The 21,994-nt window shown below is 61.6% G+C and carries 22 protein-coding genes; 7 read left to right on the top strand and 15 right to left on the bottom strand.

The genetic code is table 11. From position 1 onward, the window contains the following. Positions 1 to 63 precede the first annotated feature (63 nt). From AAF659_RS06635 to AAF659_RS06625, 3 genes are read left to right on the top strand one after another with little or no spacing between them, the layout of a single operon-like run. Entirely contained in the window at positions 64 to 1,071 is a 1,008-nt protein-coding gene (locus AAF659_RS06635; protein WP_349750935.1) for an aminoglycoside phosphotransferase family protein, read from the top strand. Next, complete coding sequence (gene murU / locus AAF659_RS06630; protein ID WP_349750934.1) at positions 1,068 to 1,757, top strand: N-acetylmuramate alpha-1-phosphate uridylyltransferase MurU; 690 nt, start codon at positions 1,068 to 1,070, stop codon at positions 1,755 to 1,757. The genes AAF659_RS06635 and murU overlap by 4 nt, the downstream gene beginning before the upstream one ends. Beyond that, positions 1,754 to 2,506 carry a co-chaperone DjlA gene (locus AAF659_RS06625; protein WP_349750933.1) on the top strand — a complete coding sequence of 251 codons (753 nt, stop codon included), beginning with the start codon at positions 1,754 to 1,756 and terminating at the stop codon, positions 2,504 to 2,506. The genes murU and AAF659_RS06625 overlap by 4 nt, the downstream gene beginning before the upstream one ends. Here AAF659_RS06625 and ubiT read toward each other — a convergent pair. Genes ubiT through ubiU form a run of 3 tightly spaced genes read right to left on the bottom strand, consistent with a single transcriptional unit; the run spans position 2,478 to position 4,821 of the window. Then, positions 2,478 to 2,933, bottom strand: a complete 456-nt coding sequence (ubiT, locus tag AAF659_RS06620) for a ubiquinone anaerobic biosynthesis accessory factor UbiT (protein WP_349750932.1) — start codon at positions 2,931 to 2,933, stop codon at positions 2,478 to 2,480. The genes AAF659_RS06625 and ubiT overlap by 29 nt on opposite strands. Beyond that, positions 2,930 to 3,829, bottom strand: coding sequence for a U32 family peptidase (locus AAF659_RS06615; RefSeq protein ID WP_349750931.1), 900 nt, complete (start codon positions 3,827 to 3,829; stop codon positions 2,930 to 2,932). The genes ubiT and AAF659_RS06615 overlap by 4 nt, the downstream gene beginning before the upstream one ends. Continuing rightward, positions 3,826 to 4,821, bottom strand: a complete 996-nt coding sequence (gene ubiU, locus AAF659_RS06610) for a ubiquinone anaerobic biosynthesis protein UbiU (protein ID WP_349750930.1) — start codon at positions 4,819 to 4,821, stop codon at positions 3,826 to 3,828. The genes AAF659_RS06615 and ubiU overlap by 4 nt, the downstream gene beginning before the upstream one ends. A gap of 211 nt (positions 4,822 to 5,032) precedes the next feature. On the opposite strand from ubiU, the gene AAF659_RS06605 reads away from it, so the two are divergent. Further along, positions 5,033 to 6,277: an NAD(P)/FAD-dependent oxidoreductase gene (locus AAF659_RS06605; protein WP_349750929.1), complete on the top strand. Its 1,245-nt coding sequence runs from the start codon at positions 5,033 to 5,035 to the stop codon at positions 6,275 to 6,277. A 175-nt stretch (positions 6,278 to 6,452) separates the two neighbouring features. Here AAF659_RS06605 and AAF659_RS06600 read toward each other — a convergent pair whose 3' ends face one another. From AAF659_RS06600 to AAF659_RS06565, 8 genes are all read right to left on the bottom strand, one after another. Then, on the bottom strand, positions 6,453 to 7,139 hold the full coding sequence (locus AAF659_RS06600; protein WP_349750928.1) for an OmpW/AlkL family protein: 687 nt from the start codon (positions 7,137 to 7,139) through the stop codon (positions 6,453 to 6,455). Positions 7,140 to 7,265: 126 nt separating this feature from the next. After that, on the bottom strand, positions 7,266 to 8,666 hold the full coding sequence (locus AAF659_RS06595; protein WP_349750927.1) for a sodium:solute symporter family transporter: 1,401 nt from the start codon (positions 8,664 to 8,666) through the stop codon (positions 7,266 to 7,268). A 103-nt stretch (positions 8,667 to 8,769) separates the two neighbouring features. Further along, entirely contained in the window at positions 8,770 to 9,138 is a 369-nt protein-coding gene (nirD, locus tag AAF659_RS06590) for a nitrite reductase small subunit NirD (RefSeq protein WP_349750926.1), read from the bottom strand. A gap of 11 nt (positions 9,139 to 9,149) precedes the next feature. Further along, positions 9,150 to 11,687 (bottom strand): nitrite reductase large subunit NirB, encoded by a 2,538-nt coding sequence (nirB, locus tag AAF659_RS06585; protein ID WP_349750925.1) that lies wholly within the window; start codon positions 11,685 to 11,687, stop codon positions 9,150 to 9,152. Then, positions 11,680 to 12,159, bottom strand: a complete 480-nt coding sequence (locus AAF659_RS06580) for an FAD-dependent oxidoreductase (protein ID WP_349750924.1) — start codon at positions 12,157 to 12,159, stop codon at positions 11,680 to 11,682. The genes nirB and AAF659_RS06580 overlap by 8 nt, the downstream gene beginning before the upstream one ends. Before the next feature lie 139 nt (positions 12,160 to 12,298). Then, entirely contained in the window at positions 12,299 to 12,598 is a 300-nt protein-coding gene (locus AAF659_RS06575) for an ABC transporter substrate-binding protein (protein WP_349750923.1), read from the bottom strand. 297 nt (positions 12,599 to 12,895) lie between these two features. Continuing rightward, positions 12,896 to 14,059, bottom strand: a complete 1,164-nt coding sequence (locus AAF659_RS06570) for a CmpA/NrtA family ABC transporter substrate-binding protein (protein WP_349750922.1) — start codon at positions 14,057 to 14,059, stop codon at positions 12,896 to 12,898. Next, the gene (locus tag AAF659_RS06565; RefSeq protein ID WP_349750921.1) at positions 14,052 to 14,678 is read right to left on the bottom strand and encodes an ANTAR domain-containing response regulator; all 627 of its coding nucleotides are present in this window, start codon (positions 14,676 to 14,678) and stop codon (positions 14,052 to 14,054) included. Before AAF659_RS06565 ends, AAF659_RS06570 begins: the two co-directional genes overlap by 8 nt. 523 nt (positions 14,679 to 15,201) lie before the next feature. Here AAF659_RS06565 and AAF659_RS06560 point away from each other — a divergent pair. Further along, positions 15,202 to 15,402: a (2Fe-2S)-binding protein gene (locus tag AAF659_RS06560; protein ID WP_349750920.1), complete on the top strand. Its 201-nt coding sequence runs from the start codon at positions 15,202 to 15,204 to the stop codon at positions 15,400 to 15,402. On the opposite strand, the gene AAF659_RS06555 is transcribed toward AAF659_RS06560, so the two are convergent. Both AAF659_RS06555 and can read right to left on the bottom strand, forming a co-directional pair. After that, the gene (locus AAF659_RS06555; RefSeq protein ID WP_349750919.1) at positions 15,353 to 16,531 is read right to left on the bottom strand and encodes an MFS transporter; all 1,179 of its coding nucleotides are present in this window, start codon (positions 16,529 to 16,531) and stop codon (positions 15,353 to 15,355) included. The two genes, AAF659_RS06560 and AAF659_RS06555, sit on opposite strands and share 50 nt — an antisense overlap. A gap of 37 nt (positions 16,532 to 16,568) precedes the next feature. Continuing rightward, positions 16,569 to 17,240 (bottom strand): carbonate dehydratase, encoded by a 672-nt coding sequence (gene can, locus AAF659_RS06550; protein WP_349750918.1) that lies wholly within the window; start codon positions 17,238 to 17,240, stop codon positions 16,569 to 16,571. Between the two features lie 125 nt (positions 17,241 to 17,365). Between can and AAF659_RS06545 the strand changes: the two genes are divergently transcribed. Next, positions 17,366 to 18,469: an NnrS family protein gene (locus tag AAF659_RS06545; RefSeq protein ID WP_349750917.1), complete on the top strand. Its 1,104-nt coding sequence runs from the start codon at positions 17,366 to 17,368 to the stop codon at positions 18,467 to 18,469. Between the two features lies 1 nt (position 18,470). Here AAF659_RS06545 and AAF659_RS06540 read toward each other — a convergent pair whose 3' ends face one another. Then, positions 18,471 to 19,679, bottom strand: a complete 1,209-nt coding sequence (locus AAF659_RS06540; RefSeq protein ID WP_349750916.1) for a cytochrome D1 domain-containing protein — start codon at positions 19,677 to 19,679, stop codon at positions 18,471 to 18,473. Between the two features lie 4 nt (positions 19,680 to 19,683). Continuing rightward, positions 19,684 to 19,989 (bottom strand): c-type cytochrome, encoded by a 306-nt coding sequence (locus AAF659_RS06535; RefSeq protein WP_349750915.1) that lies wholly within the window; start codon positions 19,987 to 19,989, stop codon positions 19,684 to 19,686. A gap of 261 nt (positions 19,990 to 20,250) precedes the next feature. Between AAF659_RS06535 and AAF659_RS06530 the strand changes: the two genes are divergently transcribed. Continuing rightward, positions 20,251 to 21,981 carry a cytochrome D1 domain-containing protein gene (locus AAF659_RS06530; RefSeq protein WP_349750914.1) on the top strand — a complete coding sequence of 577 codons (1,731 nt, stop codon included), beginning with the start codon at positions 20,251 to 20,253 and terminating at the stop codon, positions 21,979 to 21,981. Positions 21,982 to 21,994: the final 13 nt, after the last annotated feature.

Here is a 21,994-nt window from a genome sequence, read left to right as displayed (position 1 = left end):
GCTCTCTGGTCAGTTGGCAGAGGCTTAATGCAGAATACGAGTCATCTGGAATCGGGAGCAATCATGGACCAACGGTACGACGCCCTGCGGGTCTGGCTGGACCAGACGCTTGGAATGGCGCCACAAGACCTTCAAGCAGTAGCCGGTGATGCCAGCTTCCGGCGCTATTTCCGTGTGTCAACGCCGGATGGCTCCCGCATTGTGATGGATGCCCCGCCGGAGAAAGAGTCCTGCAGGGCCTTCGTGGCGCTCACACGCCATTGGCATCAGCACGGCCTGCACGTGCCGGCGCTGCTGGCCGAGGATCAGGCGCAGGGGTTCCTGCTGCTGGAAGACCTGGGCGACCGGCTCTATCTGGATGAGCTCACCAGTGAGAACAAGGTCGACCAGCTCTACGGCGAGGCCCTAAGAGCGCTCGTCCGCCTTCAGGGCCTGCCCTCGCCGCCGAACTACACTCTGCCACCCTATGATCGTGAACGCCTGCAGCAGGAAATGCAGCTGTTCCCGGACTGGCTTCTGGAGCACAAGCTAGGGCTAGCGCTTTCCAGTCAGGAACAGGCCATGCTGGCAACCACCTGCGCCACCCTGACCGAGTCCGCTTTGGCCCAGCCGCGGGTCACGGTACACCGCGATTACCATTCCCGGAATCTACTGGTGACCGAGCGCAACAGCCCTGGCATCATCGATTTCCAGGACGCGGTCATCGGCCCCATAACCTATGATGCTGTATCGCTGCTACGCGATTGCTACATCGACTGGCCACTGGAAAAGGTCTACTGGTGGCTGGAGTATTACCGCATCGAGGCTCGGGAGGCAGGACTGCACCAGGCGGACGAAGCCACTTTCCGCCAGTGGTTCGAGCTCATGGGTATCCAGCGCCACCTCAAAGCCTGCGGTATCTTTGCCCGCCTCGACCAGCGCGACAGCAAGCCGCGCTACCTGGCGGATATCCCGCGCGCCCTGGATTACATCATCTCGGCCGCACGCCGGCAGCCAGCGCTGGAGCATTTCGGTGACTGGCTGGCCGAAAGGGTGGCGCCGGCCGTCGACCCGGTGGTGGCGACTCCATGAAGGCCATGATTCTGGCCGCCGGACGTGGCGAGCGGCTGCGTCCGCTGACGCTGGAAACCCCCAAGCCGCTGCTGCCGATTGGCGGCCGACCGATGATCCAGTGGCACATCGAAGCCCTGGTGCGCGGCGCCATTCCGGACATTGTCATCAACACCGCCTGGCTGGGTGAACAGATTGAGGCCGAGCTTGGCGATGGCGCTCATCTGGGCGCCCGCATCGAGTACTCGCGCGAGGACACACCACAGGAAACCCTGGGCGGCTTACGCCGCGCACTGCCAATGCTCGCAGAGACGGACCCTGAATTCCTGGTCATCAACGGCGATGTCTGGACGGACTTCGACCTGGCCTCACTGGCTGCCAACCGGCTGGGCGCAGACCGCGACGCCCACCTGATCATGGTTCCCAACCCAGCACACCACAGCAGCGGTGACTTTGCGCTGACTGCTTCAGGCGGGGTGAGTAGGGAAGCCGGAGAATGGCTCACCTTCGCCGGCATCAGCCGGCTCCACCAGCGCCTGATTGCGACCGCGCCTGCAGACGAGAACCGGCTGGGCCCGGTCCTGGCAACAGCCTGCCACCAGGGCCGTGTTACCGGCACCCGGCATGACGAGCACTGGGTGGACGTGGGCACGCCCGAGCGCCTTGAAACGGCCCGTACGCTGGCCGGGGGAGGTCCCCCTCAATGACTGCCAGGCCCAACAGCAAGAACGCCGAGGCGCTGCCGGAAAATCTCTCGGAGCTGCTGCGGGAACTGGCATCCTGTGGTCATCACGGAGCCCGGCTGCTGGAACGTACTGGCCTGCCCCGCTGGGCGCACGGCACTCTGTTCCGGCTGATGGGCTTCGTTGCCAAGGCGGACGGCAGGGTAACCGAACTGGATATCCGCTACGGCGAGTCGCTGATGCGCAACCTGGACGCCGGCGCCCGCCAACGCCGCCGCCTGATCCGCCGATTCAACGCCGGCAAACAGGACATCATTCCTGTGGTACCGCTATGGTTCCGGGCGATTTCACGCCGCTCGCCGGATTCAGCGCTGCGCCTGAGCATGGCGCTGGCGCATCTGTGCTACCAGGACGGGCCCGACTCCGCCGCCCGTATTGCCCGCTGCCACACCGCCATCATCGCAACCGGGCTACCCGCAACGGCGAGCAATCGCATCCTGCAGAGCTATCGCGGCAAGGTCTGGATCACATCCCCCGGTGACGGCACAAGCGAGGCGCCTCTGACCGGTCTCGCGCGCGCTTGCCAGGTGGTCGGCGGCAAGCCCTCAGACTCACTGGAGACCCTGCGCCAGGCCTACCGCAAACAGCGCAGCCTGTATCATCCCGACCGGGTACAGCACACCGACATGGATCCAGACCTGGCACGCGCCCGCCTGGAAGAGATTCACAAGGCCTGGGATCTGATCAACCGGCGTCATCCGGAGACGCGCTGATCCCTGGAGGCCCACTTAGCAGGGGAATACGCCACTCCACGGCATCCAGAAGGTTCTTCACCGCCAATCCCAGTTCCGTGTCGCCCTCGATCACCAGCTGACGCTGGAAAAACAGCCGGTCCGGGTCCTCACGGCGCTGTGCCAGTCGCCGGAAGGCCTCGGTGGTGCCCCGGATCGTCGCCTCGGGCGTGAGCACTACCATGCGCAGCCGACCACCCCACAAACCCAGGGTCACACCGGTAGTAGCGTCATCAAGCTCAAGACGCAGCACGCGACCTTCGAGTTCATCGAAATCGCCTTCGGCCAGGGCCTCGGCGAAAAGTTGATTCACTGCGACCTCCACCAACCCCTGCTTGAGCCCCCAGGGCATACGCGTGTCCACCAGCGGAACAAGGGTGCTTGCCATGCGATCCAGCATCTGTTTCATGGATTATGACTCCACTCCATACCTGGCCTGCCATACCAGTAGCCATCGCAGGGTGGCGCCTGCGCAAGATGAAGCGGGTGACGCTCCGGCATGACCCCATGGCGTGCCTGATCGAAACGCGCCACAACTTCGCCCATCCCCTCGTATTCAGGGCTCAGGCGCACAGTGTCCACACCCAGGCGCTGCATGTCCGGCAGCTCGCGCATCAGGTCATAGCGGGCGCCGGAGAGGGTACTAATGCCGTTGAGTCGGAACACATCCTGATCTTCCCGGGACTTAACAGGCAAACCATCCGGGTGCTGCTGGCACACGAACTCGCAACGATCCTTGGGCTTGCCGTAATAGCGAGCGGTGAAGCAGCGCGACGACCACGCCAGCGGCAGAAAGCCCCAGGCGAAGACCTCCACCGGTGCATGCAGGGCTTCGTCATCAAGAGCTGACTGCATATCGGCCAGGGTGTCGCGGCTCAACTCCACCGGCAGACACCAGCGCTTCAGGCCGTGGCGCAGAAGAACCCGTAAGGTCGCGGTGTTATAGAGATTCACGGAGGGGCCTGTCACAAACGGCAGGCCGGCTTCCGTTACCATGTTAAGCGCGCTCTGATCATTGGCCTCCACCAGGAACTCGCCATTGTCGCGGATGCGGCGCAGGGTGCGCAGATCGGCCTCGGACTCGATCAGTGTCTGGCTTGAGAGCACCACCTCCTTACCACAGTCACGCAGGTCGCGCCCCAGATCCACCCAGTCGGCCACCTTCATATCACGGCGGCGGGAACAGACCACCTCCCCCAGATAGACGGTATCCACTGGCCATTCGGCGGCTTCCGCGTAGAAGTTCAGCACATCCTGGCGGGGCCAGTACCAGAGAATCGGGCCCAGTGAGAGTTTCATCGTCATTTCCAGCTCCGGGTCCATGCGCCCAATGTAGTCTGCCCACCTTCGGAGAGTTCGCCCAGGCTGCGATGCCATTGTGGGGCGGGTTCAAAGACCTCCGGATCCGCCTGCATGCGATCCAGCGCTGCCCGCCAGGTGCCAGCAACCTGACCCGTATAGGCCGGGCTGCGCTGGCGGCCCTCAATTTTTACCGCGGACACGCCCAGGCGGTGAAGCTCCGGTAGCAGATCCATGGTGTTGAGACTGGTAGGCTCTTCAAGCGCGTGATAGGTCGTCCCCTCAACGTCAAATCGCCCCTTGCAAAGCGTCGGGTAGCCCGCCTGCTCATTACCGGCGAACCGGTCAATCAACACGCCATTGAGCCGGGCCTCGAGCTCATCCCCCTTCTCCTCCCAGCGTACGGCCTTCGCGGGTGAACAGGCGCCACAGGTGTTAGGGGATTCATCCGTCAGGTAGGACGACAGGTAACAGCGCCCCTCGGCCATGATGCAAAGACTGCCAAAGGCGAAGACCTCCAGCGCCACTGGGGAATGTTCCGCCACCTGGCGCACCTGATCCATGGACAGAACCCGGGGCAACACGGCACGGCTGATGCCAAACTCGCGGTGATAGAAGCGCAGGGCCTCATAGCTGGTGGCCGACCCCTGTACCGAGAGGTGACGCGGCACCTGTGGGTGTTTCTGCGCCGCGTGAGCCAGCAGACCCATATCCGCCAGGATCAGGGCATCAAAGCCCAGATCGACAGCCCGGTCCAGGGTTGCGGTCCAGTGCTTCCAGCCTGCCGGCTGGGGATAGGTATTGAGCGCACAGAACACTCGGGTTCCGCGTTTGCGGGCGTACTCCATCCCCTCGCGCATGCGCCTCTCGGTGAAGTTGAGGCCCGCGAACTGACGCGCATTGGTATGGTCGCGGAAGCCGATGTAAACCGCATCCGCGCCTGCATCAACGGCCGCTTTGAGGGCGGGCAGACTGCCCGCCGGGCAGACAAGTTCCATGGGTGGCTCCGGTGGCTGACGGCAACCGGCATGATCGCTTTATACCCGTATTGTCGCCACCGAATCGGTCAACTGGCTCCACCATGCATTTGTCTGATCTTTATATTCCAAAAAAGACTTATAATTTTTGTTTTTATCAAATTATGATCTCACAAACGCGATATCATAAGCGCCGTTCAGACAACACTCGCAAACCGAGCAAGAGGTTCCCATGAGCAACACCCCCAACTCTCCCAGCCATCAGGTGGTGGTCGTCGGCGGCGGCACTGCCGGCACCACCGTGGCCGCCTCCCTGCTCCGCCAACGCCCGGAGCTGGATGTGGCCGTGGTGGAACCCTCGGAAGTCCACTACTACCAGCCGGCGTTCACGCTCGTCGGCGGTGGCACCTACGAAATGGACAGCACCCGGCGGGCCCAGAGAGAAACACTCCCGGAGCAGGCAACCTGGATTCAGGCTGGGGTGGCGTCATTTGAGCCGGAGAGCAACCAGGTGACTCTCGACGATGGACGCCCGCTGCAGTACCAACAGCTGGTGGTCGCGCCCGGCATCAAGCTGGACTGGGATCGCGTGGAAGGGCTGCGTGAGGCACTGGGCAGCAATGGTGTATGCAGTAACTACAGTCCCGATACCGCTCCCTACACCTGGGAGTGCCTGCGCCAGTTCCGCGGTGGCAATGCCATCTTCACCCAGCCGCCGCCCCCTCTGAAGTGCGCCGGCGCCCCGCAGAAAATCGCCTATCTGGCGGCGGACCATCTGCGCCGCAATGACCTGAGCCCGGAGAGCAACCTGCAATTCTACAGCGGCGCTGGTGCCCTGTTCAGCGTGCCGGACTTCGTGCCGCACCTGCAGAAGGTAATGGACCGCTACGCGATCGGCGTCAATCTGAGCCACGATCTGGTCGCCGTTGACGCCGAGCGCAAGGTCGCCCGTTTCGCCACAAAAGATGCCAACGGCGAGACCACCGAAGTGGAGCAGCCTTTCGACCTGCTGCATGTGACACCGCATCAGACCTCGCCGGACTTCGTGAAGCAGAGCCCGCTGGCCAATGCGGATGGCTGGGTGGATGTGGACCGCAACACCACCCAGCACAACCAGTACCCCAACGTGTTCTCACTGGGCGATGCCAGCTCGCTGCCCACCTCCAAGACCGCCGCGGCCGTGCGCAAACAGGCGCCGGTCACCGTGCGCAATCTGCTGGCACAGCTGGACGACCAGGCGCTGCCCGCAACCTACGACGGCTACACATCCTGCCCACTGGTTACCGCCTACGGCAAGGTCATGCTGGCGGAGTTCAAGTACGACGGTGTGGTCACGCCCACGCTGCCGCTGAGCCCCTTCAACGAATCCCGGTTCTACTGGGTGGTCAAGAAACACCTGCTGCCCCCGTTCTACTGGAACCAGATGCTGCAAGGCAAAGAGCCTGATATTGCGCATAAGCCGCTGAAGGCCAGCTGATCGCTGCACGGAACACGGATCCTGCGGTAACACCTGCTCGTTATCGCGGGATTTTTGATCGTTGTGGATCGGGTGTACACCGCATCATCGATGGCGGGAATGGGCAGGCAGTAAAGACAGTGCGAAAAGCAGGATGCCGTCCCTGGCATCGCAATGTCTGTGAGCCAGACTCGGATCAGAAGCTGTAGCCGACGTGGAGGCGGTAGATCATGGGATCGATCTCGACGGTCCCGATATCATTACCATTAAGCTCCGCATCCGTTTCAATATCCGCGTAGTAAGCCGCAGCACCCACACTCCAGTTATCATCCAGCGGTACATCAACGCCCACCTGAGCTGCTAACCCGAGTGAATCATCCAAGTTCAGCTTGTTCATGCTGGTTTGGGGCTGACCGGTGATAGCATTAATCGCCGTCTGGCCGGTGTTATTCAACTCCTCGTCCCAGAAGGTCGTATAGTTGAGCCCGGCTCCCACATAGGGCTTAAAACCAAAATCCATGCCTGAAAGCGGGAACCAGGATACGGTGAGCGTCGGAGGCAGGTGCTTGGTGGAACCAATGGCTGCCCCACCCGCTTGGCTTGCCTCAATATCGTGTTCGAAGGGAGTGGCGGCGAGCAGGTCCAAGCTTATATGGTCTGTGAACATGTAGCTCAGACTGACCGCAGCCTGTGTATCCCGGTCAACTCTGAGATCAAGGTTATCACCAGCAACACCTGAGTAGCTCCCACCAGGCACCACACTGGCAATACCACCACGCACGACGGTGTCGCCCTTATCATAGGCTACGGCAGGGGCTGCCGCGCCGATGGCGGTGATGGAAAGGGCAGCGATGAGGGATTGGTGAATCGGGTTCAGTTTCATAGGTTAAGGCTCCTGCCGTTGATGTTGATCACAGTTTAAGCCAGCCGGCACCAACAAAACTTGACCTATCTCATTGTTTTTGAATTTGATTTTTGTCAAAAAGGCAGGCGCATTCCGGTTGTCACATCATCCCCCCAGATCGCCAACACGCGGATCACGTTCGGGCTGAAGACCAAGGCTGAAGACGGTGAACCCGACCAGAAGGATGCCGATGGTGACCACCAAAAGGTGCGAGTAAGTGTGTTCCAGCCCCGTCAGTTCCGCCAGCAGTGTGATGTAACCACTGTCTTCCAGGAAATAGAGCACGGCACCCGCAATGGCGGTCACGCCGTTCACGAGCAGACTCCACCCGGCCACCCGTCGGCTCAGAAAGATGCAGAATACGATAACCGGCGTCAGGAACAGTGAGGCCGTACCGCTGACCGCCACCGCCGCGTATAGATCATCGGTTCCAAGGAACACCAGCAGCAGGCCACCCGCCGCGAACCCGGCCATGGCCCGGCGCCCATTCGCCAGCGTGCGCGGCAGCAGACCGGAATCCACAACCACCAGCTTGGAAACACTGGAGAAGGTCGAATCCATAGTGGACACGGCTGAAAGGACGAGAGCCAGACCCACAAGGAACATCGCGGGCCCGCCGAGCAGACGATCCAACGTGGTTAGAAAATCGCCGTCATCAGCCGCGAACTGCCCAGCGTGTACACCAATAACCCCAAACGCCAGAATCAACAGGGCGGAGATACCGAAAGCACGAAGGAAACTCCGCCGGGTGGTGTCGCGATCTGCCAGGAAACCGCGATCCATCATGATGGGATCATGCAGGGGATAGCTCAGTACCTGTAAAAGCGCGACAATGAGTAGGATCCAGCCTGGGCCAGTATCCTGGTTCGCCCCGGTTACAAGGCCGCTGACCGAGAAACGCTCCCCGGTGAGCACCAGCACTAGCAATACACCAATCACCACGACCAGGAAGGCAGCCTGCCAGACATCGGTGCGCAGTGAGGCACGCAGCCCGCCGGTTGTGGAATAGACGAGCGTGATCCCGGCAACCGCAACAATGGCCAGATCACCAGCCCCGTCGCCCCAGGTACTGAACACCATACCCACCACCAGAAGGTTCGCGAACACTTCAGTCAACAGACGCAACGAAACCAGCATGTTGTAAGAGGCGGCCCCCGCGGCACCGAAGCGCTCGGAAAGGAATCCCTGAACGTTGGTTGCACCATGGTGGAACCGCAGTCGGTCCACGATGAGCCAGCCGGTGAGAAAGGAGCCATAGTAGGCGGTGTAGGCCAGCGCCCCGGGCAGGCCAAAGAAATAACCCAGGATCCCCGCGTTGAGAAGAGAGCGCGCGAAGATCCAGGTGGTCACTTGGGACAGGGTCAGCGTCCAGACGCCGGGTGCGGTTCCCGTATCGCTGGTTCCCCTGAAGAAACCGTCCAGCGACCGGGCACGGGGAGCAAACACAACGCTGGCGACAGCCACCCCGATGAGAATGATGATGAAGCTGGGCAGATGGATGCTCATGTTCCCCTCCTGATAGCGCTCTGATGGCGGTGACGCAGATGGGCACGCCATGTTACATCACCGCTACCAGCAAAACAGGATCAATAGGGGCATGAATCCGGCATCAGGCGGCCGCGTCAGCCTCCTTTCGCGAGGCTGCAACCTGCAACTCATCACCCTCGATACGGACGGCATAGGTGGTTAGCTTGTGACTGTCATCCTCGATACAGCGACCATCCAGCAGTGAGAAGTGCTTCTTATACAGAGGCGTGGCTACCACTGGTTCGCCCTGGATATCCCCCACCATGCCGCGGGCAATAATGTTTACACCCGAAATCGGGCAATAATTATCGAGCACAAAGACCTGATCGTCCAGCTGCGGTATCAGGAATACCGCCACCTGCCGATCGCCGTATCGGGCTCCCACTCCGGAGCCAACGACCAGATCGGAAAGCCGCCCGATGGTGATCCAGTTGTTGTCGGATTGATGCATGATAAACCTCCTTAAACACTCACCGCTGGGATACGTTCCAGCTTCTCGGCATTCGTGGCGGGGCGCGGCTGGCCACGCTCCTCGACGGTCACGACATAGGGGTCGTCGCCGTCCTCATTGATCATCTGCCGGAAGCGCTTGAGCTTCTCGGGGTCTTCAAGCGTGGTTTTCCATTCGCACTGGTAGTTCTCGATCAGCCGTGCCATCTGCGCATCCAGGTCCTCGGCAATCCCCAGTGAATCGTTGAAGACAACGTCGTAAACGTAATCCAGGCCACCTTCCAGATTCTCCAGCCAGCGCGCGGTGCGCTGCAGCCGGTCCGCGGTGCGGACGTAGAACATCATGAAACGGTCCACGGCGCGGATCAGGCCGTCGGTGTCCAGATCCTGGGCGAAGAGATCGGCGTGGCGCGGGCGCATACCGCCATTACCGGCCACATAGAGGTTCCAGCCATTCTCCGTGGCGATCACTCCGAAGTCCTTGCTCTGGGCCTCGGCACACTCACGGGTGCAGCCGCTGACGCCGAACTTGATCTTGTGCGGCGCGCGGATGCCCTTGTAGCGGTGTTCAAGGTCAATGGCGAGCTGCACGCTGTCCTGCACACCATAGCGACACCAGGTGCTGCCGACACAGCTCTTGACGGTCCTCAGGGCCTTGCCGTAAGCGTGGCCGGTCTCGAAGCCTGCATCCACCAGACGCTCCCAGATCGCGGGCAGATCATTGAGCTTGGCGCCGAATAGGTCCACGCGCTGGCCACCGGTGATCTTGGTGTAGAGCTCGAATTCCTTGGCCACCTCACCCAGCGTAATCAACTTATCCGGAGTGATCTCACCACCGGCCACACGGGGCACCACGGAGAAGGTTCCGTCCTTCTGCATATTGGCGAGGAAGGTATCGTTGGTGTCCTGAAGGCCCACATGCTCCGGGTTCAGGACATAGTCATTCCAGGTGGAGGCCAGTATCGAGGCGACTGTCGGCTTGCAGATGTCACAGCCAAGGCCGTGGCCATGATGCTTCAGAAGGGTTTGGAAGTCATGGATGTCTTCCACGCGAATAATGTGTTCGAGTTGCTGGCGCGTGTAGGCGAAGTGCTCGCAGACGCTGTTGTCCACTTCCATGCCCAGCGCCGCCATCTCGTGGTCGACGATCTCCTTGAGCTGGCCGGCGCAGCCACCGCAGCCGGTACCCGCCTTGGTAGCGGCCTTAACATCGCTCACCGAGGCATACCCGTCATGCACGCACTGAACGATGTCGCCCTTGGTAACGTTGTGGCAGGAGCAGATGCCGGCGGTCTCCGGCAGCGCATCCACACCCAGCGCCGGAGCTCCGCCCTCGCTGGCCGGCAGAATCAGCGACTCGGGGTTGTCTGGCAACTCCAGCCCATTGAGGGCATACTGCAAAAGGGTGTCGTACCAGCTGTTGTTGCCCACCAGCATGGCCCCAAGAAGCTGCTTGCCATCGGCAGAGACCACCAGCTTGCGGTACTCCTGGGCAATACCGTCGGTGTAACGGTAGAAACGCGCTCCTGGGTTCTGGTTGCCATGGGCATCGCCAACAGCGCCCACGTCCACGCCCAGAAGCTTGAGCTTGGTGCTCATGTCCGCCCCGGTGAAGGCCCGGTCGCCCCCGGTCAGCGTATCCAGGGCCGCCTTGGCCATCTGGTACCCCGGGCCAACCAGGCCGAAGATGCTGTCGTTCCACAGCGCCACTTCACCGATGGCGAGGACGTTGGGATCACTGGTGCAGCAGTGATCGTCAATCACGACGCCCCCACGTTCACCCATGGTCAAGCCAGTCTCCCGCGCCAGTTCATCACGCGGGCGGATGCCGGCGGAGAACACGATCAGGTCCGTCTCCAACAGCCGGTCATCCTGAAACACCATCTGGTGACGCGCGTTGGTGCCGGCCTCGATGCGCTGGGTCGCGCGGCCGGTCAGCACCTGCACACCCAGTGCCTCGATCTTCTCGCGCAGGATGCCGCCGCCCTCTTCATCGACCTGAACCGGCATCAGCCGGGGCGCAAATTCCACCACGGCCGTATCCAGATCCAGCTCGCGCAGGGCGTTAGCCGCCTCCAGCCCCAACAGGCCGCCACCCACCACAACGCCGGTATTGGCGCGGGACGCCGCCTCGCGGATGGCGTCCAGGTCATCCAGCGTTCGATAGACCAGACAGTCCTCGCGGTCGTTGCCCTCAATGGGCGGCACGAAAGGATAGGAACCGGTCGCCAGAACGATCTTGTCATAAGGAAGTGTTTCGCCGTTATCGAGGGTGAGAGTCTGCGCCTCCCGGTCGATGGCGGTCGCCGCGGTATCCAGCCGCAGGTTGAAGCCCCACTGCGCGTACTGGTCCGCCGTGGAAAACGCCAGGTCGTCGGCGGATTTGCCCTGGAAGTATTCGGACAAGTGCACACGGTCGTAGGCGATGTGGCGCTCCTCGCCCAGCACGGTCACCTCGAACCCGCCAGCGTGGCCACTCTCGGCCAGTTGCTCCAGGAAGTGATGACCCACCATGCCGTTCCCGATCACGATCAGGTTCTGTTTACTCATGACGTTTCCTCCGGTTGCCAGCGGGCGACGTCTCAGGCCGCCTCGCAGTATGCTTCGCCAAATGCCAGGCTCGCGCGCCAGGCACTGCGGTCTCGTCCAACTGCCGATTCAGGGGCCAGCGCCCTCGGTGCACTACGGACACCGTCATCCCCTGGGCCCTCAAGCCCTCGACCGCTTCCAGACCCAGAAAACCACCACCGAGTACAACAGCGTTGCCCCCGTTCCAGCCGCACTCCGCCATCCATCGGGCATCCCGGAGGGTCCGGAAACCGGTCACGCCCTCCAGATCGTTGCCCTCAATGCACGGCATCGCCGGACGGGAACCGGTGGTGATCACCGCCCGGGAGATGCGATCAATCGAGGCCACACCGTCGCCCTGCCCCAACAAAAAAGGCGCCCGCCACCCCTCCCTAAGGAAAGCCGACCAGGCGCCAATGCCCTTTTGATTCGCAATGTCCGTGTCCTCAGACACACTCTTGGGGCAGCAGATTGCATGCCAACATAAAAAACCCTGCAAACTCAGACGCTTGACCAACCCCCTTCACGCCATGAGGGCTCGACAGGACCCCTGCTGGTGCACAGCCGGGCCCTGATGCACCAGGATCAGGCGTTCACGGCATCCGATCCCGCCGGGGCAGCCTTCGTCTCACTCGCGCCCCCCGCGCCATACGGTTCTCGAGCACCCGCCAGTTGGACTGGGCCTCCAGGTCCACAAAAAGCCCTTCGTCAAAGAAAAAATTCTTCTCCTTGGCAATGGCCAGAGGGGCCATCTCGGTCAGCTTGATGAAGCCCAGTTTGAGATCCGGCTGCTCCGCCGGCCCGATCTCCTCGGCGCCCGCTGGTAATGCGCTCAGCAGAGCCGCCAGCGCGAGTGTGCCGATTCCGAATCCTTTCCACCTGTTACCGTTCACTGAACGTCTCCCCTGCAATAAACCAAAAAAAAGCGCCTGCCCCCAGTCCGGGAGCAGGCGCCTTTGCCAATGCAATGCTCGTAATCTGGAGTGCAGATCCTTCTGCACCCGGCCGCCACACCGGTCCGTGCCATGGCAAACGGTCAACCTCTCCGTGGCACGCCCTGTATGCAGCAGGGAGCATGCCACCATTCCCCTCCACTGAATTTAAAGGCTTTTACTGGAGTACGATCCAAAGAAGGCGGGGATCCACGACCGAATCAGGTGCACCAGGCAGACCCCGTGCACCGGCGCGGATCAGCCCCGGCCGGCGGCAGCGATCAGGGCATCCGAGGCCACCTCAACCTGTCCCCGGAACCCTTCGACCACAAACGGCTGACGGTGTTCCCCCTCGTCCTTATAGTCCATAACCGGCGCATCAAGACTCAGGCTTTCCGCCACCTCGCGGTAGAGGTCAGCCCGGACGATACTGCCCAGATCGGGCACCCCCGAAACCTGATCCCCCTGGGTATGCAACTGCATGCGCGAAAGCAGCCATTCCGCCTGGGAGAGCCATGGGAAGTTTGCGCTCTGACGGAAGAAGTGCTGGTGAACCCTGGGGTGGAAGAGCCACTGGCCCTGATCCCCGATGGGCTCAATGGCGCTACCCAGGTAGTTGGGGTGCACCAGCATGCGATGAATAAGTTCACGATTGACCGGGTCATCCAGCCAGCGACAGCACCGGATCAGGGCGCGCATCAACGCACGCAGTTTTTCCGGGTTGGCCTCCGCCCAGTCGCGGCGGACGCCCAGGACTTTCTCCGGTGCGTTCTGCCAGACCTGGCACCCCGTCGCCAGGATCTGGCCGAGCCCGTGGTACTCCATCAATGAGTTCCAGGGCTCGCCGACACAGGCCAGATCGACACTGCCATAGGCCAGGGCGGTCATCATTTCCGGCGGCGGCACGGTTACTAGCTCCAGACCCGGCCCGGGGGACAGTCCGGCACTGGCAAGCCAGTCGAGCAGCTGCAGATAGTGGCTGGACCAAGCGTAGACAATCCCCAGCCTTATGGGTTCATGACTGGAAGCCACCACCCGTGCCAGGGCACGCGCCGCCTCCGAGGGGTCAGAAAGATCAAAGCCAGTGGCGGCCAGCTGTTCATAGAGAACCCGTCTGGCCGTGATGGCATTGCCGTTGCGGCTGAGCACCATGGGGCTGATGACCGGGCACGGCGGGGCTCCGAGCCCCATATTGATGGCCAGGGCCATGGGCCCGAGCATCTGGGCCCCGTCCAGCATGCCCACGCCGACACGGTCCCGCAGGCTGGACCAGGACGGCTGGCGGTGCAGGCTCACGTCCAGCCCCTCCTCCGCAAAGAACCCCGCCTCCACGGCCATGATCAATGGCGCAGCATCCAGAAGGGGGATAAACCCCAAACGGATACTGTCACTCGCTTCCGCGTCGTCTATCCATTCAGTCATCCATCGTCTCCGGAGAGCCTGCCCCTTTGCCCCCATCCAGCGCCTCGATCAGCTGGCGGGCCACGTCACTGAGTTTCTGGTTCCGGTCCATCGCCAGTTTGCGCATGCTGTGGAATGCCTCATCTTCCGAACAGTTCTTCTGCTTCATCACCAGCCCCTTGGCCCGTTCGATGTCCTTGCGGTCCTCCAGAGCCGTTCGCGTCTCCTCAAGCTGATGGCGCAGGGACTGGAAGGCCTCGAAACGCGCGATCGCGACATCCACAATCGGTTTGACCCGGTGCTGTTCAAGCCCATCCACGATATAGGCGCTGACGCCGGCGTTCACGGCCTGCTGGATTGTCTGGCTGTCACTGTCATCGCTGGCAAAGAACACCACCGGGCGGGGCGCGTGCTCATTGAGGGCGGACATGGACTCGAGCGTATCCCGGTCCGGTGAATCCATATCGATGATCACCAAGTCCGGCTCTTCCTGGGCAACGGCCGCCACCAGACCACGGGCGCTGCTGCGCTGGCCCACCACCTGATAGCCCTCGGAGGTCAGCGCTTCACAGACCATCGCCGCCCGTTCCGGCTCGCTGTCCACCAGCATGACCCGCACACTGCTCTGATCCGCCGACATGCTCCATCCTCAACGTCGATTCGCGCCAATCCGAAGCAAAAGCCACGCCAGCGCTCGGAGCCCAGGGAGTGGGCCTGAATCGCCGTATTCAACGCGATGACTGCCCCAGCACAGTGCAACCTGCCCCGTAACAGGACAAAACCCAGCTAACAGCCCCTCAATGAAGGGCATTCCAGGCAGGCATAGGAAATGCTCGCAAAGGGAAAGCGAACACTATTGAGGATGTCCGCAGCTTCTATGAATGGTTCGCCGCGACTCCGCGCACCACCAGCTTCTGGTCCCAGGGGCTTAACCAGTCCCGCTCCGGGACAGACAAGGCCAATGCCATGGGCGGGCGCGAGGCCGGGGGCTCGCTAACCAGATGGCAGCCCACATGGACTACGACACACCCGGTGCCCGTGAAGCACTGGCCCATTTCTGGCAGGACCCGGATCGGGCAAGAGGGCCCACGGTAACCACACCCCTGTGAGTCACCAGCGGGCGCATCCGCGACCAGTGGCTGGGCAGGGCACCCGATTCGGAAATGCGGAACCCGGCGGCCGGGCGCTACCTGGCGGCCTGGTACAAGGGTGAGCAATTGCAGGCAGTTCTGCTGGTGGCACCCGGTAATGACTTCCCCGCCCTCGGCAGTGCCCTGGGCTGCGGCACCAACTGCGGCTCCTGCATGCCGGAACTCAGGCAGTTGGTGGAACAGTCCCTGCCCGAACCCTCAGGTGATGGATGAGCGCCAGACTGCCCGCCACCGGCCCCAGCAGGTAAAAGGCGGCCATGGCCTGATCCGGGACCAGTTCCAGCATCAGGCCACCGACCAGCGTGCCGCTGCCGAAACCAATGGTGTGCACGCTGATCAGACGCCCGGAAACCAGCCCCTGGGCATCCGGGCGCCGTGCCCGCAGGATGCTGCCATACCAGGGCGCGGCCAGGGTAAGCCCGGCGGTGATCAGGCACACCGCCACACCCACGCCGATCACGCTCGGTGAGGCTGCCAGCAACACCCCTCCCAGGGTAAACACGCCCAGCCAGAGACCACCCAGGATACGGGGCATGGGCGAGAGCCAGCGGTTACCCAAGGGTCCGGCCAGGACTGCCGAAACAGAGGCCACCATCAGTACCGTTCCGGTCCACTGGGAGGCGGTTACCGAGTCCAGGTCCGCCAGGTTCTGGATGTAGGGCCCCAACGCGAACTGGAGCTGCCCCACCCAGAGGGTGATCACAAACCCAAGCGCGTAAAGGGGCCAGTCCTCGTTCCAGGGAGGTGGCACCACGCTTTCGCGGTTGCCGGGCGGTTCCGGCGCCACGCCCGTAGCGAAGTACCACTGCATGAGCCACAGGGCCACACCGAGCAACACGATCAGAACCAGCCCCAGCGGCAGGCTCCATATCGCCGCCAGGGCCACGATGCCCGGCCCCATGACGCGCCCGGCATGGGTGGAAGCCTGGATGTAGGCCAACGTCTCGGGCCACTGGGCAATGGGCTTGTCCGCCAACGCGAAACGCTGAGCCGACGGGAAGACCCCACCGGTGGCGATGCCGTACACCAGGCGCGTCACGATGGCGATGGCCGCAATCAGGAACGGGGAGGACAGGGTGAGGATGGCGGCAATCAACAGGCCATAGCACAGGACGACCAACCCCATGGTCAGGCGCATGATCGGCAGGGCCCCGTGGCTGTCCGCACGCTGCCCCCAGAGGGGACTGCTCACCGCCACCAGAATCAGGCTGGCGGCCACCAGCACTGACCAGAAAGCGGCCGGCAGACCGGTACGTTCAATGATCCAGGGCAGGGTTGCCAGCAGCGAGGACTGGAAGAGCCCCATGACCGTGACCGTGGCAACCGCCAGAAACAGCTTCATTTGGACACCGCAGGCCGCAAAACGACAAGCCCTGCCATCACGCCTGGGGCGCGGGCGCGCCCTGGGCCAGACGTTCCACTGCCTGCCGGCACTGCGCCTCGCGCTCTTCCGTGCAGCGAACACCCAGCCCCATATCACGCAGGCGGCCGTCCTCCAGGCCATAGATGAAGCCATGGACGGAAAGCTCCTGGCCAGCGCGCCAGGCGTCGGCTACGACGGTTGTCCGGCACACGTTGGCAACCTGAGCCACCACATTCAGCTCACAGAGCTTGTCCGTGGCGGCTTTATCGTCGGGCTGTGCCGCCAACAACTCCTGATGGTCGGCAGCCACATTCTGGATGTGACGGAGCCAGTTATCGATCAGCCCCAGATGGGCGTCCTGGTACGCCGCCTTCACGCCGCCGCAGCCATAATGGCCGCACACGATCACATGCTTGACCTTCAGCACTTGCACGGCGAACTGCAGCACCGAGAGCAGGTTCAGGTCGGTGTGCACCACCACATTGGCCACGTTCCGGTGCACGAACAGCTCTCCCGGCATCAGGCCCACGACCTGGTTGGCAGGCACACGGCTGTCGGCACAACCAATCCACAGATACTCCGGGGCCTGCTGCTGAGAAAGCCGCTCGAAAAAATCCGGATCCTCAGCGAGTGTGTCGCGAACCCATTGAGCGTTATTGTCGAATAGATGCTTGAGTGCCGTTGCCATGATTCTTCCTTTCCATCTGTGACCCTATTCCCATCTTACCGGGCAGCCTGTTCGCGGGGAACCGGCATTGCAAGCCTCCGAATAAAGATTTATATTTTTTAAATCTTTAGGCATCCAGGAATCCCATGCCTCGCAGTCGCACGCCCCGCCTGAAGAGTCACCGCCTGTTCTTCCCGGCAGCCTGTCTTTACGCCGCCGTTGCACTGCCGCTTTCAATGGTTTCAATGCTGACTGGCTGGAGCGCGGCGCCCGGGCTGGCTGGCAGCCATCATGGCCATGAGATGATTTTTGGCTTTGCGCTTGCCGTGGTGGCCGGCTACACCCTTGGGCCCCAGTCCGCGCGCTGGCTCTCGGTACTGTTTGGGTTATGGCTGGCTGCGCGCTTGGGTTATGCTCTGGCACCCGATCTCTGGTTGAGCCAGCTGCTCAGCCCGGCTTTCACACTGCTACTGGCCTGGCGGGTGGTCCCCCGCTTCAATGCCGCCAAGAAATGGCGTAACCGCATGCTGGTACCGCTGTTGCTGGCGCTCTGCGGTCCTCCGGCACTCTGGCTCGTGTTGCCCATCATGCCCATGACGCAGGCAACAACATTGCTGCATACAAGCGTGGTTCTTCTGCTGCTTCTGATGACGTTCATGAGCGGGCGCCTGATCGCCCCTGCGGTGGCGGGAACACTGGAAAAGCGGGGAATGACCCTGGAGGCACGGGTTCAGCCGCGGATCGAGGCCGCCCTGATCCTGTTGCTCGGGGCAGCCGCTCTGACCATTCTGATCCCATTGCCGCTGTGGGTGGGCGCCGCACTGCTTCTGGCAGCAGGGGCCCTTATCCTGGTTAGAACTTTCCGGTGGCGGCTGTGGCTCTGCCCGGATCGGCCCGATCTTCTGGGGCTGGCGGCGGGCACGCTCTGGCTGGGAGCCGGTGCTGGCGGTCTGGGGGCTTCATTACTTCTGTTGCGTGACGCCATACCGTTTGTGCACCTGATCACCGTGGGCGCGCTGGGCACCCTGACCATCAGCGTGATGCTGCGGATTCACTACCACGCCAGCCGGCGTCAGCCTCCACCCAGTGCCCTACTTATCGCCACCCTTTTGCCTGTGGCTCTGGCAACGCTGGCACGTCTGGCTGCGGGTCCCTCTCCCTGGGATGCCGCGATGCTGCTCTGGGCAGCAGCGGGGGCCTGGTCACTGGCCTATGCCGTAACAGCATCCGCGCTACTGTTGCACCGGTGATTCACAGCCCCAGCCTGTGGGCCCGGCTGGTGAAGAAAATGCCACTGGGTTTCTTCGCTTTCAGAGTCGTGATTTTTTCCATCGTTCGGGTGTCGTAAACGGTAACCCGATTACTGTCTCTGGCGGAAATCCAGACCGTCTCACCTCGGGGGCTGAACTCCATGTGCAGAACCGCCTCACCAGGCTCCAGGGTCCGGATGATCTCAGAGGTCTGGGGATCAATCACCTGAACCACATCATTATTGGGATGCGCGAAGCTCACCCAGATCTGACGATGCGTTGGGCTGGCCATGACAAACACCGGTTGGCCATGAACAGGGATGCGCCCGGCGAGGTCCCAACTGTCCATAGCTACTTCCAGTACCTCATGACCACCGACAGCCGGAACGAAGGCACGATCCCCCGCGATTGCCCAGCCCTCCAGATGAGGCATCTTGTACACAGGCAGCCGCTCGCCATCCCTGCCGTAGTCAGACAGAACGTGCCGGGCGCCCTGTTCCGGGTTCCAAAGATCCACCATTGACAGACCGTCCTCACCAAAAAGACCCGCGACATACCAGCGACCCTGACCCGTGATCAGCGCATCATAGGGTTGGGCACCCGCCTCGTGCCTTGTGACCTCCGGTTCGCTATTTTTCATGTCCAGAACCCAGATCTCGCCGGCATCAAAGAGGCTGAACACGAACCGGTTGCCGGGTGCATCCACGAGACCGACTGTCTTGGATTGGCGTGTTTCGCCATCCTGCCCCTCATAGTTAGCCGGGATGTCCGCGACCTGCTCCAGGGTCTCGCTGTCAAAAACCCGGACGCCGCCCGGCTCGTAGTTGGAGACCGCCAGATACTGGCCGTCCTGTGAAATAGCGCCGCCAATGCTGTTGCCCGCCTGGACAATACGGCGCTCGATGGTCTGGGTCAGCAGATCAACCTTGGTGAGACCACCGTCCCGGCCGAAAACATAGCCATAACGCCCGTCCCGGGAATACACCACCGAAGCGTGGGAAAGGTTGCCAAGCCCCTCCACACGATCAAGGACGGCCTTCTCGGTAGTATCAACCACGAGTACCGACCCGGAAGCCCGCTCAATAATCAGTCCGAGATCACCAGTGCCACGCAGCGCCGGGCGCTCTTCCGGCAGTATCTGGCAACCCGCCAGCAGCACGACAGCGATCAGGGCCGCCATCAGCCGGAGTCGATCGTAAACAGATTTCATGCAATCACCTCGAATCATCGCTTTTGATCAGAGCGCCGGATTTAAGCTGCTCACTGATCCACTGGATTTCCTGGTCGCTGAGCAGATCCCGCCAGGGGGGCATGGCTGTGCCGGGCACGCCTTCCCGGATAATGGCCGCAATGGCTTCAATCGACCGGCCCTTAAGGTCGCCCGCACGCAGCCCCGGTCCCAGCCCACCGCCAAGCTTTAGCCCATGACAGGAACCACAGTCTTGAACCACCAGCTCCCGAAGCTCCGACTTCCCTGAATCCGCTGCCTGCGCCGGAAGAGCAAGGACGGCGGTCGTCACCAGTACAGCAGCTGTTGCTCTTAAAAGCGGCACGGCGTTGTCTTCCCCATCCCCACATCCTGTTTTATTAAGTCTGACTAAGGTTTTCCGGTTATTCATTGATGATAATTAAATGTTTAATCCGCTTACACCCTGTAGAGACTACTCCTGTGTAGGTATTTCAGCGGTCATGTTCGTTATGCGTGACTTTTCTCAATGATTTAAAGATTAAACAAAAGAAATATAGAGGATGTATTAAATGGGCACCAAGGAGACCGGCTTATGCAAGCAACCCACCATCTATTCAAACCTATAGCGGTGGCTGTGGCTATTGCAGCCACAGCAGCCATGCCCTTACAGGCTGCAGACAAAGAGCACGCTGATAAGGACAGCGCTGCCTACAAGGGGGCACCCAGTGGCATTGATCCTGAATCCACCAAGGACTTCATGACCACTCAGGGCGCGCCCAAGATGACGAAGGAGAATTTCCAGGAGGCGAAACAGATCTTCTTCGACCGCTGCGCGGGCTGTCACGGCGTGCTGCGCAAAGGGGCAACCGGTAAGCCGCTCACACCGGATATTACCCAGGAAAAGGGCATGGCCTATCTGAAGGCCTTCATACAGAGCGGTTCGCCTGCCGGTATGCCAGCCTGGGGCGACTCGGGCGAGCTGAGCGACGAACAGGTCGAGATGATGGCCAAATACGTCCAGCACGAACCGCCGGAGCCGCCGGAATTCGGCATGGAGAAGATGCGTGAGAGCTGGGAGGTCTACGTTCCGCCGGAAGAGCGCCCCACGGAGCCGCAGAACAACCTGAACCGGGACAATCTCATGAGCGTCACCCTGCGGGATGCCGGTCAGGTGGCCCTCATCAGCGGTGACACCAAGGAAATCGTAGAGATCATTGAAACCGGTTACGCCGTTCACATCTCGCGCATGTCCGCCTCGGGTCGCTATGTTTTCGTCATTGGCCGCGACGCTCGCGTGACCATGATCGACCTCTGGATGGAAGAACCCGCTAAAGTTGCCGAGATCACCGTTGGTCTTGAGGCACGCTCGGTGGAAACTTCCAAGTTCGAGGGTTACGAAGACGACCTGGCGATTGCCGGCAGCTACTGGCCGCCGCAGTACACCATCATGGATGGCCAGACGCTGGAGCCCAAGAAAATCGTCTCCACACGCGGCATGACGGTCAATGAGCAGGAGTACCATCCGGAACCCCGCGTAGCGGCCATTGTTGCCTCTCACGAGCACCCGGAGTTCATCGTCAACGTGAAGGAGACCGGCAAGATCAAGCTGGTCAACTACGAGGACCTCGATAACCTGTCCGTAACCACCATCGATTCCGCCCCCTTCCTGCATGACGGCGGCTGGGACCGGACCAAGCGCTACTTCCTCACCGCCGCCAACGAGTCCGACAAGATTGCGGTGGTCGATTCCAGGGAGCGTGAACTGGAGGAGCTGGTTAACGTGGGCAACATCCCCCACCCCGGTCGTGGCGCCAACTTCGTGGATCCGGAATACGGCCCCGTCTGGGCGACCTCCCACCTGGGTGACGACACCGTCCAGCTGATCGGCACGGACCCGAAAAACCATCCGGAACACGCTTGGGAAGTGGTCCGCACCCTGAAAGGCCAGGGCGCCAGCTCGTTGTTCATCAAAACCCACCCGGAATCGGACAACCTGTACGTGGATAACCCACTCAACCCCAACGACAAGATCAAGCAAAGTGTTGTGGTCTTTGACATCAACAACCTTGATGAAGGGTACGAGCGCCTGCCGATTGCCAAGTGGGCCGACCTGGGCGAAGGACCCAAGCGGGTCGTGCAGCCTGAGTACAACAAGGCCGGTGATGAGGTCTGGTTCTCAGTCTGGAACGGCAAGGAGCAGGAATCCGCCCTGGTGGTTGTGGATGACGAAACCCGTGAGCTGAAAGAAGTAATCAAGGACGAGCGCCTGGTTACGCCCACGGGCAAGTTCAACGTCTACAACACACAGCACGACGTGTACTGATCCGGGTGAGCTG

It is taken from the genome of Salicola sp. Rm-C-2C1-2 (assembly GCF_040196175.1).
Taxonomy (GTDB): Bacteria; Pseudomonadota; Gammaproteobacteria; order Pseudomonadales; family Oleiphilaceae; genus Halospina.
This window is presented reverse-complemented; position numbering and strand designations above follow the sequence as displayed.